The 18,877-nt window shown below is 62.7% G+C and carries 13 protein-coding genes; all 13 read left to right on the top strand.

The features are described 5' to 3' along the window. The first annotated feature begins 3 nt into the window (after positions 1-3). The 13 genes from tssK to tssH all read left to right on the top strand — a co-directional run bounded on the left by tssK (position 4) and on the right by tssH (position 18,807). Positions 4-1,344, top strand: coding sequence for a type VI secretion system baseplate subunit TssK (tssK, locus tag HNQ60_RS04095; protein WP_184329723.1), 1,341 nt, complete (start codon positions 4-6; stop codon positions 1,342-1,344). Between the two features lie 90 nt (positions 1,345-1,434). Continuing rightward, positions 1,435-2,763, top strand: coding sequence for a type IVB secretion system protein IcmH/DotU (icmH, locus tag HNQ60_RS04100; protein ID WP_184329724.1), 1,329 nt, complete (start codon positions 1,435-1,437; stop codon positions 2,761-2,763). Beyond that, positions 2,760-6,224, top strand: coding sequence for a type VI secretion system membrane subunit TssM (tssM, locus tag HNQ60_RS04105; RefSeq protein WP_184329725.1), 3,465 nt, complete (start codon positions 2,760-2,762; stop codon positions 6,222-6,224). Before icmH ends, tssM begins: the two co-directional genes overlap by 4 nt. 42 nt (positions 6,225-6,266) lie before the next feature. After that, positions 6,267-7,793: a type VI secretion system-associated protein TagF gene (gene tagF, locus HNQ60_RS04110; protein ID WP_184329726.1), complete on the top strand. Its 1,527-nt coding sequence runs from the start codon at positions 6,267-6,269 to the stop codon at positions 7,791-7,793. Between the two features lie 170 nt (positions 7,794-7,963). Then, positions 7,964-9,013, top strand: coding sequence for a type VI secretion system protein TssA (gene tssA, locus HNQ60_RS04115; protein WP_184329727.1), 1,050 nt, complete (start codon positions 7,964-7,966; stop codon positions 9,011-9,013). A gap of 120 nt (positions 9,014-9,133) precedes the next feature. Next, positions 9,134-9,634 carry a type VI secretion system contractile sheath small subunit gene (gene tssB, locus HNQ60_RS04120; RefSeq protein ID WP_184329728.1) on the top strand — a complete coding sequence of 167 codons (501 nt, stop codon included), beginning with the start codon at positions 9,134-9,136 and terminating at the stop codon, positions 9,632-9,634. Positions 9,635-9,672: 38 nt separating this feature from the next. Next, positions 9,673-11,157: a type VI secretion system contractile sheath large subunit gene (gene tssC / locus HNQ60_RS04125; RefSeq protein WP_184329729.1), complete on the top strand. Its 1,485-nt coding sequence runs from the start codon at positions 9,673-9,675 to the stop codon at positions 11,155-11,157. A gap of 131 nt (positions 11,158-11,288) precedes the next feature. Beyond that, a complete protein-coding gene (locus tag HNQ60_RS04130) occupies positions 11,289-11,768 on the top strand; it encodes an Hcp family type VI secretion system effector (protein ID WP_184329730.1) in 480 nt (159 codons plus the stop codon). 81 nt (positions 11,769-11,849) lie between these two features. Continuing rightward, on the top strand, positions 11,850-12,650 hold the full coding sequence (locus HNQ60_RS04135; RefSeq protein WP_184329731.1) for a type VI secretion system accessory protein TagJ: 801 nt from the start codon (positions 11,850-11,852) through the stop codon (positions 12,648-12,650). Continuing rightward, a complete protein-coding gene (gene tssE / locus HNQ60_RS04140; RefSeq protein ID WP_184329732.1) occupies positions 12,643-13,146 on the top strand; it encodes a type VI secretion system baseplate subunit TssE in 504 nt (167 codons plus the stop codon). Before HNQ60_RS04135 ends, tssE begins: the two co-directional genes overlap by 8 nt. A gap of 2 nt (positions 13,147-13,148) precedes the next feature. Further along, on the top strand, positions 13,149-15,023 hold the full coding sequence (tssF, locus tag HNQ60_RS04145) for a type VI secretion system baseplate subunit TssF (RefSeq protein ID WP_184329733.1): 1,875 nt from the start codon (positions 13,149-13,151) through the stop codon (positions 15,021-15,023). Next, entirely contained in the window at positions 14,987-16,009 is a 1,023-nt protein-coding gene (gene tssG / locus HNQ60_RS04150) for a type VI secretion system baseplate subunit TssG (RefSeq protein ID WP_184329734.1), read from the top strand. The genes tssF and tssG overlap by 37 nt, the downstream gene beginning before the upstream one ends. Before the next feature lie 80 nt (positions 16,010-16,089). Further along, the gene (tssH, locus tag HNQ60_RS04155) at positions 16,090-18,807 is read left to right on the top strand and encodes a type VI secretion system ATPase TssH (protein WP_184329735.1); all 2,718 of its coding nucleotides are present in this window, start codon (positions 16,090-16,092) and stop codon (positions 18,805-18,807) included. Positions 18,808-18,877: the final 70 nt, after the last annotated feature.

The following is an 18,877-nucleotide window of genomic DNA, read 5'->3' on the forward strand; positions in this document are numbered from 1 at the left end:
CTCATGTCATCCAACAACAAAGTCGTCTGGTCGGAAGGCCTGTTCCTGCGGCCGCAGCACTTCCAGCAGCATGATCGCTACCTGGAGCGCTTCATCGAGGGCCGCACCGCGAGCCTTCGCAGCAATTCGTGGGGCCTGACCGAGATCCAGATCGAGCGCGATCTGCTCGCGATCGGCAAGCTGGGCCTCAAGCGCGCCAGCGGCATCTTCCCGGACGGCACGCCGTTCTCGATGCCGGATGACGATTCGTTGCCTTCGCCCATCGAGCTGAACGCCCAGATCCGCGACAAAGTCGTGTCGCTCGCCATCCCCGTGCGCAAGGAAGGTGCACGCGAATCCGACCGGCGCGATGTCGTCGACGGTGTAGTCCGGTATCGCACGAGAGACTTCGACGCGAAGGACATCGCCGGCGACTCGGGTGGCCAGCACTCACTGGAAGTGGCATGCCTGCGAGCGAAGCTGCTGCTCGCCGACGAGCCGCACGAGGATTACGCCGTCATTCCGGTGGCGCACATCATCGAATGCCGCGCTGATCGCATGGTCGTCCTCGACGATCGATTCATTCCCACGGTCGCCAACGCGAAGCAGGCATCGATCCTGTCGACGTTCATGACGGAAGTGCAGGGACTCCTGCATCAGCGCGGTGAAGCGCTCGCCGCCCGCGCTGTAGCCAGCGGCCGCAGCGGTTCAGCGGAAATCGCGGACTTCCTCATGCTGCAGGCCGTCAATCGCTACGAGCCCGTCGTCACGCATCTCGCGCAAGGCGGCCTCGTGCATCCCGAAGATCTGTACCGGCTCTGTCTCGAGATCGTCGGTGATCTGTCGACGCTCACGACCGAAGCGCGGCGGCCGCCGAAGCTTCCGCAGTACCAGCACACGAACCTGCGCGCCTGTTACGAACCGCTGATGGCGGCGCTGCGTGCGTGCTTCGCGGTGGTGCTCAAGCAGAACGCTGTCCAGATTCCCCTCGAGAAGAAGCGCTTCAACATCTCCGTGGGTGTCGTCGCGGATCGGAGCTTGTTCGACGACGCGGCGTTCATTCTCGCGGCGCGTGCCGATGTCGCGGCTGAATCGATCCGTCGCGATTTCCCCGCGCAAGTGACGCTGGCGTCGGTCGAGAAGATCGCGAAGCTGGTGAACGAGCACATTCCCGGTATTCCGCTGCAAGCATTGGCTGTGGCGCCGCGACAGATTCCATTCCACGCCGGGTTCACCTACTTCGAGCTCGACCGGGGCAGCGCGCTCTTCCGCGAGTTGAAAGCAGGCGGCGGCATTGCCTTGCACATTCCAGACTCGTTTCCGGGGCTGGCGATGGAGATGTGGGCGATCAGAGGAAGCGGTTAGCGGATAGCGGATAGCGGATAGGCAGATCCGAGGCCGCCATCTGCAATTCAACGCCCGCCGCCAACTGCAACCGTTTCTCGAGAAAACTTCGTGGCCAACGACTTCGACGATCCTTTTGCACCCGCCGACGGCACGGTCATGCGGCCGCGACCCGGTGGTCCCCGCCGTCCGGCGGCACCAGGAGTTGATGCGCCCCGGGCGCCGGCGCCGCGCCAGGAGTTCGCGCCGCCGCCCAGTGGTGGCAATCTCGCTGTGTCCGATTTCATATCGGGCGGACGCAATCCGATCCTGCAGGCGGCGGGTCCGCTCATTGCAGTCGCTTCGCGAATGCAATCGACCGTCGCGAACGCGGATATCAACGCGCTTCGCAGCCAGGCAATGCAGGACGTGCGTCAGTTCGACGACCGGCTGAGAGCCGCGGGTGTTGTCCCTGAGGATGCGCTCGTCGCACGCTACGTGATCTGTACTTTCTTCGACTCAGCTGTGCTCAACACGCCGTGGGGTGCGCAGAGCGACTGGTCGGGACAGTCGCTGCTGGTGATGTTCCACAAGGAAAAGTCGGGCGGCGAGAAGTTCTTCCAGATCCTCGATCGGCTGTGTGCGCAGCCCGGCCGCTACATCGACCTGATCGAATTGCAGTACGTGTGTCTCGCGCTCGGCTACGAAGGCATGTATCGCATCGATGATCGCGGCGCGGCGCGACTCGCTGAGCTGCAGCATCGCATCGGCAAGATCGTCCGCGACGCGCGGCAGATCAAGGACGAAGAGCTCTCCATCCATTGGCGCGGCGTCGAAGACAAGCGCAACCCGATCTTCCGCTACATCCCCTGGTGGATCGTTGCCTGCGTCGGTCTCGCGGTTCTCGTGATTGCCTTCGTCATCTATGTCGCCCGATTGAATAGCGCAGCTGAGCCCGTGATGGCGGCGCTGTCGCAGCCGAGCGTGCAGGTCGAATACACCGCCCCGGTGAGTCGTGCGAACAGGCTGAAACAGCTGCTGGCCCCACAGGAAGCGGCCGGTCAGCTGACGGTCGAGGACTTCGGGGACAAGACCGTCGTCACGTTGATCTCGAGCAACCTGTTCCGCTCGGGCAGCGCGCAACTCAATCCCCAGTACAACGAGACGATCGCGGCGATCGCGAACGGCTTGAACCAGGTGCCGGGCAAGGTGGTCATCGTCGGTCATACAGACGACCAGCCGGTGCGCTCGCTGCAGTTCGCCGACAACTTCGAGCTGTCGCGCGAGCGCGCGGTCGCTGTCGCGAACCTGCTGAAGCAGTCCATCAACAATTTCGGGCGTGTGGAGTGGGTGGGAGTCGGATCGACGCAGCCGCGCTACGAGCCAGCAAGCACCGCTGAGAACCGCGCGCGCAACCGGCGCGTGGAAATCGTCAGCGTCGATGAAGGTGCGGCGCAATGAAAGCGATCTTCGGCATTTTCACCAAGCGCTGGTTCCTGCTGACGCTGGCGATCATCCTGCTGTCGCTGGTGATCTGGTACGGCGGTCCGTATCTCGCGTTCGGTACCCTGCGGCCGTTCGACACTGTCACTGAGCGGCTGGTCGCCATCGGCGTGCTCGTGCTGCTCATCGTGCTCTGGACGGTGTTGAAGCAGATCAAAGCGAAACGCGCCACGAACCAGCTCGCGAAGGACATGACAGCGGGCGCGGAGAAGCAGGGCAAGGGCGCCCAGGATGCCGCGCAACTGCGTGCGAGATTCGACGAAGCGCTCGCGGCGCTGCGCGAATCGAAAGGCAAGTCCGTCAGCCTGTACGAGCTGCCGTGGTACGTGATCATCGGTCCGCCGGGCGCCGGCAAGACCACTGTCATTGCCAACTCGGGCCTCAACTTTCCGCTGTCGAAGAAGTTCGGCAAGGAAGCGCTGCGCGGTGTGGGCGGCACCCGCAACTGCGACTGGTGGTTCACCGACGAAGCGATTCTCCTGGACACCGCCGGCCGCTACACGACGCAGGATTCGGACAGTGAAGCCGACCAGTCCGGCTGGATCGAGTTCCTGAACCTGCTTCGCAAGCATCGCGGACGTCGCCCGATCAACGGCGTGATCGTCGCCATCAGCGCGTCCGACTTGTTGTCGATGAACGAGAGCGATCGTCGTCGTCACGTCGAGGCGGTGCGTCGCCGTCTCGAGGAATTGAACCGCGAACTGAAGATCAGCCTGCCGCTGTACTTCTTCCTCACGAAGCTCGACCTGATTGCCGGCTTCACCGAGTTCTTCGACGACCTGAACCAGGAAGGGCGGGCACAGGTCTGGGGCATGACGTTCCCGATCGACCTGTCCCGCTCCGGCGACGCCGCTGCGAAAATCGCCAGCGAGTTCGACCTGCTCGCGGAGCGCCTCAACTCGCGATTGATGCTGCGTCTCGAGAGCGAGCGCGATGTGCGCCGTCGTGCGCTGATCTTCTCGTTCCCCCGCCAGTTCGCGGCGTTGCGCCGTTCCCTCAACGATTTCGCGACGGATGCGTTCGCATCGAGCGGCCAGCAGAAGATCCAGTTGCGCGGCGTCTATTTCACGAGCGGCACGCAGGAAGGCACGCCCGTCGATCGCATGCTCGGCACGCTGGCGCGCGCTTTCGGGCTCAATGTCCGCGGCGCTGTCGTCCAGTCGGGGCAGGGGCGTGCGTACTTCATCCAGCGGCTGCTGAAGGAAATCCTGTTCAAGGAATCCGGACTCGCCGGCGTCAACCGCGCCATGGAAATGCGCCAGGCGCTGACGAACGGCGCGATCTACATCGGTGTCGTGCTCGCAATCGTGATCGGCCTCGTCGTGTTCTCGATCAGCTACCAGCGCAATCGCGCGTACCTCGCCGATGTGGCGAAGGTCACGGACGAGTTGAAGGCGGTTCCGCCGCCACCACCGATGAGTCCGTTCACCGCGGGTCTCGACCGGCTGGACATGCTGGACAAGGTCATCCAGGTCGCGGATCAGTATCAGCAGGATGTGCCGCTCAGCATGCGCTGGGGCCTGTATCAGGGTCGCTCCGTGTCGAACGCCGCGCACGACGCGTACGTTCGCGAACTCAACGCGAGCATGTTGCCGGGCGTCGCCGATCATTTCCGCAATCGTCTCGCGGGATTCGCGGGAGAACCAGACAAGCTCTACGAGTATCTGAAGGCCTATCTGATGCTCGGGATGCCGGATCATCTCGATCGCGACCAGCTGGGATTCATCAGCCGCTTCGAGTGGCAGCGCGAGTTCGGCAGCGATCCGGCGACGCTCGAACGCGTGACGAAGCATTTCGACGCTTTGATTGCCGACGAAGATCGCATCCAGCCCGTGAAACTCGACGATGAAATCGTGGAGCGTGCACGCAATTCGCTGAAGCAGGCTTCGCTGCCCGTGCTCATGTACAGCCGGCTGAAACTGACGTACGCCGACGATACGGCCGACTCGATCGACCTCGGCCGGGAGATCGGTCTCGGCGGCGACACCGTCTTCGTCCGCAAGAGCGGACGAAGCCTGTCCGAACCGATGCCGGGCCTCTACACGAAGGCGGCGTTCAAGCAGATCAGTCTCACCGGTCAGCTCGAGCTCGTCCGCGGCTTCGTTGCCGACAACTGGGTGTTCGGCGGCGACATCGCGGATGCCGCTCGCTCGCCGCAGCTCATGTCGCAGTTCATGAAGCTCTACGAGGACGACTACATCAGCACGTGGGATACGTTGATGAAGGACCTCACGCTACGGAGCACGACGAGCACGCAGGACGCGGCTCAGCTATGGGGATTGCTCGGTGCACCGACGTCGCCGCTGCGTCGCCTGCTCGAAGTCGTGACCGCCAACACGATGCTCATCGAGCCGCAGCAGAAGCCCGATGCGGCGGACAAAGCCAAGTCGGCTCTCACCAGCACGCTGGGCAAGGTGTTCGGCAGTCCGCAGCAGGGCGCGGCTGCGGCACCTCCCGGCACGCGCACGACGAAGCATTTCGAATCGATTCACAAGCTGGTCACTGGCTCGCCGGCGCCGATCGATCTGACGCTGCAGAAGTTCGCCTCGATCCAGGGTGTGCTGGCGGAAGTGAATGCCCTCGGCGGTCCGCCGCCGCTGGAAACGGCTAGCCGCCTGTCGATGGCGATCAAAGATCTCGAAACGCATGCGAAGACGCTGCCCGGTCCGGTCGACGGGCTGGTCTCGCGGGCAACGGGGAAGGGCGCTTCGGTGGCGACAGCGACCATCGGCAGCGATTTCTCAGCGCGCTATCGGCAGCAAGTCGTCGCTGAGTGTCAGGAGCTGGGTGCAGGGAAATATCCGCTGGCGCAGGGCAGCGCAGTCGATCTGCCGCTGGCCGACTTCGGCCGCCTCTTCGCCCCGAGCGGTACGTTCGACAACTTCTTCAAGGGCACGATGCAGAGTTTCGTCGACACCAATCGCCCGGTCTGGCGTTGGAAGCCGGAAGCGGCCTCCATCGGTGGCGGCGCAAGCGTGCCGGCGCAGTTCCAGCGAGCCTCACGCATTGGCCTCACGTACTTCCCAGCAGCGGGTGGAATGCCGGAAGTGCGTTTCACCGTGACGCCGGACTCTCTCGACGCCGGCGCAACACGCATGACGTTCGAAGTCGACGGCCAGACACTCGAGTATCGACACGGTCCGCAGCGCGCGATCGCAATGGTGTGGCCAGGACCTTCGCCGGGCCAGGCAGCAATCACGCTCGAAGAGAAGGGCGGCGGTCGCCCAAACATCGTGGAGCAGGGCCCCTGGGCGCTCTACCGGCTGCTCGGCAAGGCGCAATTCGAAGCACAAACGGAAACGCGCTTCCTCGCGACCTATACGCTGAACGGCAAGACCATCCGCCTCATCGTGCAAGCGAACTCGTCCCGCAACCCGTTCGCACGCGACGTCCTCCACGGCTTCAACTGCCAGGGCTGATCAGAAGAAGGCAATAGCGGATAGCGGATGGTGAATAGAGCCATGAACAGACAGAACCTGCCGGCACGCTATTCCCCCTATCCGCCATCCGCTAGTCACTTCCATATGTCCCGTATTGCCTGGTTCGGCAAGCTGCCCAGTCATGGAGACTTCCTGCAGCGCCGTGCGCCCGAAGAGTTCATCAACATCTGGGATCCGTGGCTGCAGGAGTGCATGGCGCAGAGTCGCCAGCAGCTCGGGCAGGGATGGCTCGACATCTATCTCACGAGCCCGGTGTGGCGGTTCTTCCTCGGTGGCGGCGTCATCAGCGCGTCAAGCTACGCCGGTATCGTGTTGCCGAGTGTCGATCGCGTAGGTCGCTATTTTCCGCTGACGGTGTTTGCCGAGCTTCCCGCCGACCTGCCGCCGATGGCCGTCGTGATTCATGGCCGTGAATGGCTCAAGACGGTCGAGGCGCTGGCGTTGCACGCACTGCAATCCGAGGAGTTCGAGGTCGACCAGTTCGACGAGGCGATCCAGGCCAGCGGGGAGTCGCTGGCGAACGTGGAGCAGTATTTTGCGATGAGCCTGGGCGATGCCTTTCCTGCCGCGGCTTCGCATTGGCGCGTGCCGATGATCTCCGTGGATCGGGTCGCCGCGTCGCTGATCGATCCGTTGATGGAACTCGTCGGCCGCCATCTGCAGCCGATGTCGTTGTGGTGGACCGATGGATCCGAGGATGTCGCGGCGAGCTGCCTGCTCGTGAAATCGCTACCGGAGCCGGCTCGATTCACTGCGATGCTCGACGGCAACTGGGAGGCGGGCGGCTGGTCCGGCGACGCCGGTGACCTCGTGCTGCAGCCGAAGGCAGAGTTCCAGTACTCGATTGCCTCGGCGGGCATTACGGATACCGGGCCCGTGCGCAAGATGAACCAGGACCGCTTCCTGGAACGACCCGAAGAAGGACTCTGGGCGGTCGCCGATGGCATGGGCGGGCATAGCCGCGGCGAGTACGCGAGCCAGCTGGCCGTTGATGTGCTTGCGTCGCTCGAGCCGACTGCGACTGTCAGTGCTGCACTTCAGGCGTCGCGAGTCGCTCTTAGCCGCGCCAACGACGACCTGGTGCGATCGGCTTTGAGCACATCGCCGTCCGACCGAAGCGGCAGCACCATCGTGGTGCTATGCATGCGTCAGCAGGAATGGGGTGTCCTCTGGGCGGGCGACAGCCGGGCGTATCTGCTTCGTGACGGTACTTTGCGGGGCGTTACGCGGGACCATTCCGTGGGCGCCGGAGCCCCGGAAGATTTCGATGAGCTCAACCCAGCGCCGAGCGGCGGGGAACTGACGCGGGCCCTGGGCGGCCACGACACGTTGTTGCTGGATCACCGGGCGGGTCACCTGCATCCCGGAGATCGCTTTCTCCTGTGCAGCGATGGACTGCACGGTCCGCTGAGTCATCAGCAGCTGCAGGAAATTCTTGGCGCCGGAATGGACGCGCAAGCCACTGCCGAGCGCCTGCTCGATGCCGCAGCCCAAGGCGGGTCTCGCGACAACATCACTGCGGTCGTGGTCGATGTCGTCGCCGGTTGAGCCGGTTTGCCGCGGTTTGTCGCGTCATAATCTGTATCGGCGTACGATGCGCGCAACGCGTGGGCTCCCTGTGGCGGTCGTTGTGACCTGTGTAACGGTCCGACCTCACGAACATCAGCTACAACGCGCGACTCGTTTCCCGCAGGCGCCGAAAAGAGCAGCAAACGAAAATGGCAGTCCTCGATCTTGACACGCTGTTGAAGCCGGTCTCGGACAGCGCTCCGTGCGGCACCGACATGGAGTACGAAGCGCCGTTTCTCGCGCTGCAAGAGCTCGCGCGCGGCAAACCCGAACAAGTCATCGGCGACAAGGTCCGGCCCGCCCAGGACCCGCCGTGGGGCAAGGTGCGTGAAGCCGCGGAGGAAATCTTCGGCTCGACGAAAGACCTGCGCGCCGCAGGCATCCTGCACATCGCACTGCTCAAGACTTCTGGCCTAGCCGGGCTCGATGCCGGCCTGGGACTCATGCGTAACATGCTCGAGCGCTACTGGGACACGCTGTTCCCGTTGCTCGACGCGGAAGATGACAACGATCCGACGTTCCGGGTGAATTCGCTCATCGCAGCGCTGGTCAGCGACGACGCGCTGGCGACGCTTCGCCTGGCGCCGCTCGTCGAGTCGCGCCAATTCGGCAAACACTCGTTGCGGGCGTACCGGATAGCCACAGGCACGTTGAACGTGGATGCTGCCGAGGGCGTCGACCCCGCGCAGGAGCTGGCGCGCATCGAAGGGGCCTTCAGCGACATTCCGACGGAGGCACTGACGGCGACGGCGGGACTGATCAACAGCGCAAGCGATCATCTGAACGGGATCCAGCATGTGCTGCTGGACAAAGCCGACGGGATTCCCGACGACCTGAAGCCGCTCGCGGCCGATCTGCGCGAGATGAAGGGTCTTCTGGATGCACAGCTGGCCAAGCGAGGAGTTGGCGCAGGGGACGCGGAGGCTGCCGGCGAAGGCGGCGCGGAGGCTGGCGAAGGCGGACAGACTCAGGCATCTCAACCGATCAGCGGGACGATCCGCAATCGGTCAGACGTCATAACGACCATCGACAAAATCTGCGACTACTATGCCAGGGTGGAGCCCTCCAGCCCGGTCCCGCTTTTGCTGCAGCGGGCGAAGCGGCTGGTGAACAAGGACTTCATGGACATCCTCCGGGACCTCACGCCGAATGGCGTGTCTGAAGCGGAACTCATTGGCGGGCTTGAGAAAAGGGATTAGTGAAGCGTAGAGTACCCGCGGCGCAGGCGGGGCGGTCCGGAAGGGGCATCACCGATATTCGTGGTGCACTTTCATGCAACAAATTTTTTACTCCCCACTGGGGTAATCCGGGAGATTCGCGTGGCTAAAGAAAGCGGTCAGAAGTTCATCGCGCGTAACCGCGCACCGCGGGTGCAGATCGAGTACGACCTCGAGACCAACGGCGCGATGCAGAAGAAGCAGATCCCATTCGTGATGGGAGTGCTGGCGGATCTTTCCGGCAAGTCGGCCGAGGAGCTGCCCGAGATCGAGCAGCGCAAGGCGCTCGAGATCGACATGGACAATTTCGACAGCCGCCTGAAGGCCATGAAGCCTCGGGTCACGTTCGCTGTTCCGAACAAGCTCACGGGCGAAGGCCAGCTCGCCGTCGACGTGACGTTCGAGAGCATGGACGACTTCTCGCCGGCGGCGATCGCGAAGAAGGTCGAGCCGCTCGCGAAGCTGCTCGAAGCGCGCACGCAGCTGTCGAACCTCGTCACGTACATGGACGGCAAGGCCGGCGCCGAGAAGCTGATCACCAAGGCGCTCCAGGATCCGGCACTGCTGCAGTCCCTCGCTTCGGCTCCGAAGCCCGCTGAATGACGCGGCGCTTGATCTAACATTTTTCGAGGAGTTTCACGATGGCCGAAGCCAAGAGCGCCGGACAGCAACAAACCGGCACCGTCGAAGCGGGCGATTTCCAGTCGCTGCTGACGAAAGAATTCCGCCCCAAAACCGATCGCGCGCGCGAACAGGTCGAATCGGCAGTCAAGACGCTTGCCGAGCACGTCCTCCAGGACAAGGACCTGATCGCCGACGACGCCGTCAACTCGATCAACGCGATCATCGCCGAGATCGACAAGAAGCTGACGGACCAGATCAACGCGATCATGCACCACGCGGACTTCCAGCAGATGGAAGGCACCTGGCGCGGCCTCAAGCATCTCGTGTTCAACACCGAGTCGAGCGAGACGCTGAAGATCAAGATCTTCAACGTGTCCAAGAAAGAGCTCGGCAAGACGCTCAAGCGCTACCCGGGCACGTCGTGGGACCAGAGCCCGATCTTCAAGAAGGTCTACGAAGAAGAGTACGGCACCATCGGCGGCGATCCGTTCGGCTGTCTGGTCGGTGACTACTACTTCGATCATTCGCCACAGGACGTCGAGCTCCTGCGCGGCATGGGCCAGATCGCTTCGGCGGCGCATGCGCCGTTCATCACGGCGGCCGCTCCGACGCTCATGGGCTTCGACTCCTGGCAGGAACTGTCGAATCCCCGCGATCTCAGCAAGATCTTCTCGACGGGCGAGTACGCTGCATGGCGTTCGCTGCGTGATTCCGACGATTCGCGCTACATCGGGCTCACGATGCCGCGCTTCCTGTCGCGTCTGCCTTATGGCGCGAAGACGGAGCCGGTCGAAGAGTTCGCGTTCGAGGAAGATACATCGGCGGCTGATTCGTCGAAGTACACCTGGTCGAACGCTGCTTACGCCATGGCGACCAACATCAACAAGTCGTTTGCCATGTACGGCTGGTGCACTCGTATCCGCGGCGTGGAGTCGGGCGGCACGGTCGCCGGCCTGCCGACGCACACGTTCCCGTCGGACGACGGCGGCGTCGACATGAAGTGCCCGACCGAAATCTCGATCACGGATCGTCGCGAAGCGGAGCTCGCGAAGAACGGCATGATGCCGCTGCTGCATCGGAAGAACTCGGATGAGGCAGTCTTCATCGGCGCGCAGTCGCTGCAGAAGCCCGCGGAATTCGAGTCGGCGGAAGCCACGGCCAACGCAGCGCTCGCGGCGCGTCTGCCGTACATGTTCGCTTGCTCGCGCTTCGCTCACTACCTCAAGTGCATCGTTCGCGACAAGATCGGTTCGTTCAAGGAACGCGCCGACATGGAGAAGTGGCTGTCGAACTGGATCCTGAATTATGTCGACGGCGATCCTCAGAACTCCTCGGAAGACATCAAGGCGCGCAAGCCGCTGGCTGGCGCCGAAGTCGAAGTGAAGGAAGTGGAAGGGAAGCCCGGCTATTACTCAGCGGTGTTCCGCCTGCGTCCGCACTACCAGCTCGAAGGTCTGACTGTGTCGCTGCGCCTCGTTTCCAGGTTGTCGGGTGGAAAATAATCCGACACAGAAAAAGGGCGATCAGTTTCACAACTACGTTCGATTCGGTCCTCTAATCTGCGCCCACGCTTCAACAAAGCGTCAGGTGGTAACAAGTTCAACGGCTAGCCGACGAAGGGAGCAAACAGACAATGGCAATTGATACATTTCTCAAGCTGGGCGCACTGAAGGGTGAATCCCAGGTCAAGGGTTTCGAAGACCAGATCCAGGTCCTCGCATGGAGCTGGGGCATGTCGCAGAGCGGTACGACGCATCACGGCACTGGTGGCGGCGCCGGCAAAGTGAACGTTCAGGACCTGAGCTTCACTCACTTCCTCGACGCTTCTTCCCCGTCCCTGATGCTCGCCTGCTGCAAAGGCACGCACTATCCCGAAGCGACCCTCACGATGCGCAAGGCCGGTGGCGATCCGCTGCCGTACCTGGTCATCAAGCTGAAGGACATCATCATCACGTCCGTGTCGGGTGGCGGCAGCGGCGGTGAAGATCAGCAGACCGAGAACGTCACGATGAATTTCGCGGCCTTCGAAGTTTCCTACCAGCCGCAGGACAACAAGGGTGCCAAGAAGGGCGGCGCCATCGAAATCAAGTACGACATCGCGAAGAACGACTGATCCCGTTTTTCGTAAGCCCATCCACCTGCGCCCTTCAGTGCTAAATGCACTGAGGGGCGCATTACTGAATGACACCTCCTTATGTCGCCTGAAGAAAGCGTCCGTGCCGGTAATCTTTCGCAGGCACTGCAGGACCTGCAGCAGCGGGTTCGCGGCAACCCTGGCGACTTCAAGAGCCGTATTTTTCTCTACCAGCTCCTGGCCGTTCTCGGTCAATGGGAGCGGGCAGCCACCCAGCTCAAGGTGGCTTCGGACCTCGATCCCAGCACGTTGATCCTCGCCCAGATCGGTCGACAGGCCCTTCAGGCTGAGCAGTTGCGGGCGAGGGTATTCGCAGGCGGCACGACGCCGCTGCTGATGGGTGAACCCGAAGGCTGGATCGCACTGCTGCTCGAAGCGCTGCGACTCTCGGCGGAAGGGCACTACGAAAAGGCTGCGGAATTGCGTGGACAGGCGCTCGAAGGCGCGCCGACGACGCCGGGCACGATCAACGGCGAGAAGTTCGAGTGGATCGCCGACGCCGACTCGCGCATCGGCCCCTGTCTCGAAGTCATCGTCGACGGCAAATACTTCTGGGTGCCGTTCAGCAAGATCAAATCACTGCGCATGGAGCCGCCGGCGGATCTGCAGGACACGGTCTGGCTGCAGACCATCGTGACCTGGACCAACCAGGGACAGGTGCCGGCGCTCATCCCCACGCGCTACGTGGGCAGTGAGTCCGGCGACGACATCGTGAAGCTTTCGCGCCGCACCGACTGGACGGCGCATCCAGCGGACACGTACTTCGGACTCGGCCAGCGCATGTTCGCAACGGACGCGGGCGAGTATCCGCTGCTCGAAGTCCGCGAGATCGTCTTCAACGCAGAAGCGGCTGGTGGCTGAGCTCCTTCCTCAAGAACGACTGCAACCGTCGCTGCTCGACCGGCTGACGGACGATGCGCCCGATGCGAAGGAAGAGGGGCGCGACAAGCGCGTTCTCGGGCTTTCGCAGTTGCGCCAGAGTGTCCTTCGGGACGTGGCGTGGCTTCTCAATACCGTCCATCTGCACGCGAGCCAGGATCTGAGCGACTACTCCGAAGTCGCCAGCTCGACCATCAATTACGGCATCCCCGACCTCGCTGGCACGTCGGCTGTCGGCCGCAATACGATGGCGCTGGAGCGAGCCGTACGGCAGTCGGTGCTCAATTTCGAACCGCGAATCCTGCCCGACACGCTCAAGGTGACGGTGCGTATCGAGCCCGAACAGATGACGCGCCACGCGATGCTGTTCATCATCGAAGGGCAGCTCTGGGCGCAGCCCGTGCCGCTCAGTCTCTATCTCAAGACCGAACTCGATCTGGAAACCGGAGCGGTGACGGTCGCCGAATCGACGCGCTAGCCATGGACCCGAAGATCCTTCGTTACTACAACCGGGAGCTCCAGCACGTCCGCGAGATGGGCGCCGAGTTCGCGCGTGAGTATCCGAAGATCGCAGGCCGCCTCGGGCTCGAAGGCTTCGAGTGCGCCGATCCGTACGTCGAGCGCTTGCTCGAAGGCTTTGCGTATCTCGCGGCGCGCGTGCAATTGAAAGTCGATGCCGAGTTTCCGACCTTCACACAGCACCTGCTCCAGATCATCTATCCGCACTATCTTGCGCCGACGCCTTCGATGGCAATCGCGCAATTCCAGCCCGACCTCAAGGAAGCAGGCCTCGCGCTCGGTTACAAGATTCCGCGCGGTACGGCGATGCGGTCGATCATCGGCAAGGACGACCGGACTCCTTGTGACTACCGCACGGCGCACGATCTGAATTTGTGGCCGCTCGAGGTGAAGGAGGCGAAGTACTTCAGTTCGACGGCGGGTCTGGCCGCGATCGGCATCACGCCACCCGAGGGCGTTCGTGCCGGTTTGCGCCTGACGTTCCGCGCAACGGCTGGTGTACCGCTGTCTGCGCTGGCGCTCGACAACCTGACGCTGCATATCAGCGGTGCCGACGAACTGCCGGGCACGCTGTATGAAGCGATCTTCGCGAACAACCAGGGCTTCGCGGTTCGCGCGCCCAACAGCCGCACCGGCATTCACTCGCGGGACCGAACGAAGCTCGAGCGATGCGGCTTCGAGGATACCGAAGCACTGATTCCCTACGGCCGGCGATCGTTCCAGGGCTATCGATTGCTGCACGAGTACTTCGCGTTCCCGGAGCGGTTCCTGTTCTTCACGCTCAACGGGCTCGGCACCGCGGTTCGCGCGTTGCCCGGCAATGAGTTCGAAGTCGTCATCCTGCTGAATCGCGCGCTCGCCTGGCTCGAGGCGGCGGTTTCAGGCGACAACTTCAGGCTCTTCTGTACGCCGATCATCAATCTCGTCGACAAACGCGCCGACCGCATCCATCTGGATGGCGTGCAGCACGAGTATCAGATCGTCGCGGACCGCACGCGGCCCGTGGACTTCGAGATCTACGATGTCGTGCGCGCGGAAGGGTATGGATCGGGAACCGAGCCCGAAGTCTTCTTCGAGCCGTTCTACTCGAGCACCGAAGCAACGTGGCACGGGCGCCAGAAAGCGTTCTTCACGATACGTCGCGAGCCGCGAGCCCTTTCGTCGAAGCAGCGGGCACAAGGGCCACGGTCGAGCTACATCGGCAGCGAGGTGTTCATTTCCCTCGTCGATGCCGATCAGGCGCCGTATGCGAGCAACTTGCGGCAGCTGGGCCTAGAGGTCGTGTGTACGAATCGCGATCTGCCCCTGCACATGCCGATCGGCAAAGGCCAGACGGACTTTACTGTCGATATCGGTGCGCCGTTGACTTCGATCCGTTGCATTGCGGGCCCGACCAAGCCGCGCGAATCGACTGTCTATGGTGAGTACGCGTGGCGCGTGCTCAGTCACTTGTCACTGAATTACCTGTCGTTGCTCGAGTCGGCTTCGAAGGAAGGCGCAACGGCGCTGCGAGAGATGCTGTTGCTGTACAGCGATCCGCACGACGTTGCTGTTCAGCGGCAGATCGACGGTGTCCGTGAGATCCATGCGCGGCCGACGACAGGTCGCTTGCCGGCCGGCGGACCGGTCTCCTATGTGCGAGGACTCGATATCCAGCTGACTTGTGAGGATGCAGCGTTTCAGGGGCAGGGCCCGTTCGTGCTCGGTGCCGTGCTGGATGAGTTCCTGCGCCGGCACGTGGCGCTGAACAGTTTCACGCGTCTGACGCTCAAGACGCTCAATCGCGGCGAGGTGATGAGATGGCCAGCGAGACAGGGCCAGCGTCAAATCCTCTGAGCGACCTGTCGGCGCTGCAGGAGCGACCGTACGCCTTCGACTTCTTCGAAGCGATGCGGCGCGTCGAATGCGCGTGGCGCGATATGCCACGTCTCGGTACGGCGACGCGCCCCACGGACGAACCCGTTCGACTGGGCCAGCAGCCTTCGCTCGATTTCCCTCCATCGATGCTCGCGAGCGTCGAGACGACGCACGGCAACCGGCTCAAGGTGCTGGGCTATTTCTTCGGTCTCTACGGACCGAACGGTCCGCTGCCGCTGCATCTCACCGAATACATCCACGACCGCATCACGAATTCGCGCGACAACACCGTTGCTGCGTTCTCTGATGTGTTTCATCACCGCATGCTCGAGCTGTTTTATCGGGCGTGGGCCAACGTGCGGCCGACGGTGCACTTCGATCGTCCCGATACGGACCAGTTTGCGACCTATGTGGCGTCACTCGCGGGTTTTGCGAGCCCGGCGCTGCGCAATGCCGATGCATGGCCAGACCGAGCGAAGCTCTATTTCGCCGGTTCGCTCGCGGCGGGAGCAAAGACCAAGACCGGACTCGAGTCGCTGCTTTCCGAATACCTCAATCTTGACGTGAGCATCGAAGAATGCGTCGGCGAATGGCTTTCGGTCGTGGGGCCTGAACAGATGCGACTGGGCGATCCGCAGACGGGCATGCTCGGGCAGAGCGTCCTCGGCGCCCGTGTGTGGAGCGTGCAGCACAAGATTCGGCTCGTGATCGGACCGATCGAGCTCGGCGACCTGCTGCAGTACCTACCGGGCAGCCCGAGCCTGAACCGGCTGCGCGCGGCAGTCATGAACTACCTGGGTTTCGAGTATGCGTGGGATCTGCAGTTCATCGTTCGTCGGGCGCATGTTCCCGGGGCGAAGCTCGGGCAGTTCGGGCACCTGGGCTGGACGACGTGGATGGCGCCGGAGCATGACGGCGCGGATCTCGACGAAGTGATCATCGACGTATCGGAACAGCCGCATTGAGAAGTAGATAGCGGATAGCGGATGGTGACTGGTTCGGATGGGACCCGTCATCACGGAATCAAAGCAATCGGGAGCGAAAAATGGCGGAAATCAGTCGTGGAGCCTTGTTCGGAAAGTTGAACAAGGTCGCATACAAGGCCATCGATAGCGCAACAGTGTTCTGCAAGTTGCGCGGCAATCCCAGCGTGGAGCTCACGCACTGGATCCATCAGATCCTGCAGCTTCAGGATTCCGATCTGCATCGGATCCTGAAGCAGTACGCCTGCAATCCGTCGCGGATCGCCGAGGGCATCACCGACGCACTCGAGAAGTTGCCTCGCGGCGCGAACATGGTCGACCTGTCGTCGAATGTCGAAGAGGCAGTCGAGCGCGGCTGGGTCTACGCGACGCTCATGTTCGGCGAAGCGCAGGTGCGCACCGGCTATCTCATCGTCGGCATTCTCAACACACGCCATCTGCGTCATGCGCTCAGCCAGGTCTCTGCTGAGTTCGACAAGATCAAGCTCGAGCATCTCAGCGACAACTTCGCCCAGGTCGTGGGCGGATCACCGGAGGATGCTCAGACGGCGAGCGATGGGTTCGCAATGGGTGGCGGTGCCGCTCCGGGCGAAGTGAGCGGCGCGGTGCCTTCTGCCCAGCTCGGCAAGCAGGAAGCCCTCAAACAATTCACGATCGATCTCACCGAGCAGGCGCGCTCAGGCAAGCTGGACCCGATCGTCGGGCGCGACAACGAGATCCGGCAGGTCGTCGACATCCTGATGCGTCGCCGCCAGAACAATCCAATCCTCACCGGTGAAGCCGGCGTCGGCAAGACGGCGGTCGTCGAAGGCTTCGCACAACGAATCGTTCAGGGCGACGTTCCGCCTCCGTTGAAGGACGTTGCTTTGCGCACGCTCGACGTTGGTCTGCTGCAGGCCGGCGCCAGCATGAAGGGCGAGTTCGAGAACCGCCTGCGTCAGGTCATCGAGGAAGTTCAGGCCTCGCCGAAGCCCATCATCCTGTTCATCGACGAGGCACACACACTCGTAGGCGCAGGCGGCGCAGCGGGCACTGGCGATGCGGCAAACCTGCTGAAGCCCGCACTGGCTCGCGGCAATCTGCGCACCATCGGCGCCACGACGTGGGCCGAATACAAGAAGTACATCGAGAAGGATCCCGCTCTGACCCGGCGTTTCCAGGTCGTGCAGGTGGACGAGCCGAGCGAAGAGAAGGCGATTCTCATGATGCGCGGCGTCGCCTCGACGATGGAGAAACACCATCGCGTCCAGGTTCTGGATGAGGCGCTCGAGGCAGCAGTCAAGCTTTCGCATCGCTACATCCCCGCACGACAGCTCCCGGACAAGTCGGTGAGCCTGCTCGACACCGCATGTGCACGCGTGGCAGTCAGTCAGCACGCAGTGCCGGCCGAAGTGGACGATAGCCGCAAGCGCATCGTCGCACTCGAAACTGAGCTCAGCATCATCGGCCGCGAGAAGTCCGTCGGTGTGAACGTCGAGGCGCGTGAGAAGGAAGCGAGCGGCAAGCTGACCGCGGAGAAAGCGAACCTCGAGAAGCTCGAGGCGGCGTGGAAGAAGGAAAAGGATCTCGTCGACCAGATTCTCGAAATCCGGTCACGCCTGCGCGGCGATGCTTCGAAGGTCGAAGGCACGGGCAGCAAACTCGAAGCTGCAGCCGAAGCGGCCGTAGCTCCCGCACTCTCGGATGCGGAGCGCACCGATGCGCTCGCGAAGCTCAACGATCTACAGAAGCAGCTTTCCGAAGTGCAGGGTGAGCGTCCTCTGATCCTTCCGAGCGTCGACTATCAGGCGGTCGGATCGGTCGTCGCGGACTGGACCGGCATTCCGGTGGGCCGCATGGCCCGCAACGAGATCGATACGGTCATGCGCCTCGGCGAGATCCTGAGTCAGCGCGTCATAGGTCAGCGCCACGCGCACGACATGATCGCCAAGCGCATTCAGACCTCACGGGCGAGCCTCGATAACCCGAACAAGCCGATCGGCGTGTTCATGCTCGCTGGCACGTCGGGCGTCGGCAAGACCGAAACCGCACTGGCCCTGGCGGAAGCGCTCTACGGCGGCGAACAGAACGTCGTCACCATCAACATGAGCGAGTTCCAGGAAGCGCACACCGTCTCCACGCTGAAGGGCGCGCCTCCGGGATACGTGGGTTATGGCGAAGGCGGCGTGCTCACTGAAGCCGTGCGTCGCAAACCGTACAGCGTCGTGCTGCTCGACGAGGTCGAGAAGGCCCATCCGGACGTCCACGAGATCTTCTTCCAGGTCTTCGACAAGGGCGTCATGGAGGACGGCGAAGGGCGGATGATCGATTTCAAGAACACGCTCATCCTGCTGACGACCAACGTCGGTTCCGAGCTCATCATGAACATGTGCAAGGATCCCGAGCTGGTGCCGGAACCCGATGCGATCGCGAAGGCGCTGCGTCCTGATCTTCTGAAAGTGTTTCCGGCGGCGCTGCTCGGCCGTATCGTCACGATTCCGTTCTTCCCGCTGTCGGATGTGATGCTGCATGAGATCATTCGCCTGCAGCTCGGCCGCATCCAGAAGCGCATCGCGCACAATCACAAGATCCCGTTCACGTACACGGACGAGGTGCTCAAGCTCGTCGCGAGCCGGTGCACGGAGCTCGAGAGCGGCGGCCGCATGATCGATGCGATCCTCACGAACACGATGCTGCCGCGGATCAGCCAGGAATTCCTGACGCGCATGATGGAAGGCACGGCGGCGAAGAAGGTCGCTGTCAGCGTCGCGAACGGAGATTTCGCATACCAGTTCGAGTGATGGTGGGCCGCGTTCCGGCTCGTATCGTTTGCAAGGTCGCGTGCATCAGCAGTGATGCACGCGGCAGCAA

Origin of the sequence: Povalibacter uvarum (genome assembly GCF_014202975.1) — a bacterium.
Classification (GTDB): domain Bacteria; phylum Pseudomonadota; class Gammaproteobacteria; order Steroidobacterales; family Steroidobacteraceae; genus Steroidobacter; species Steroidobacter uvarum.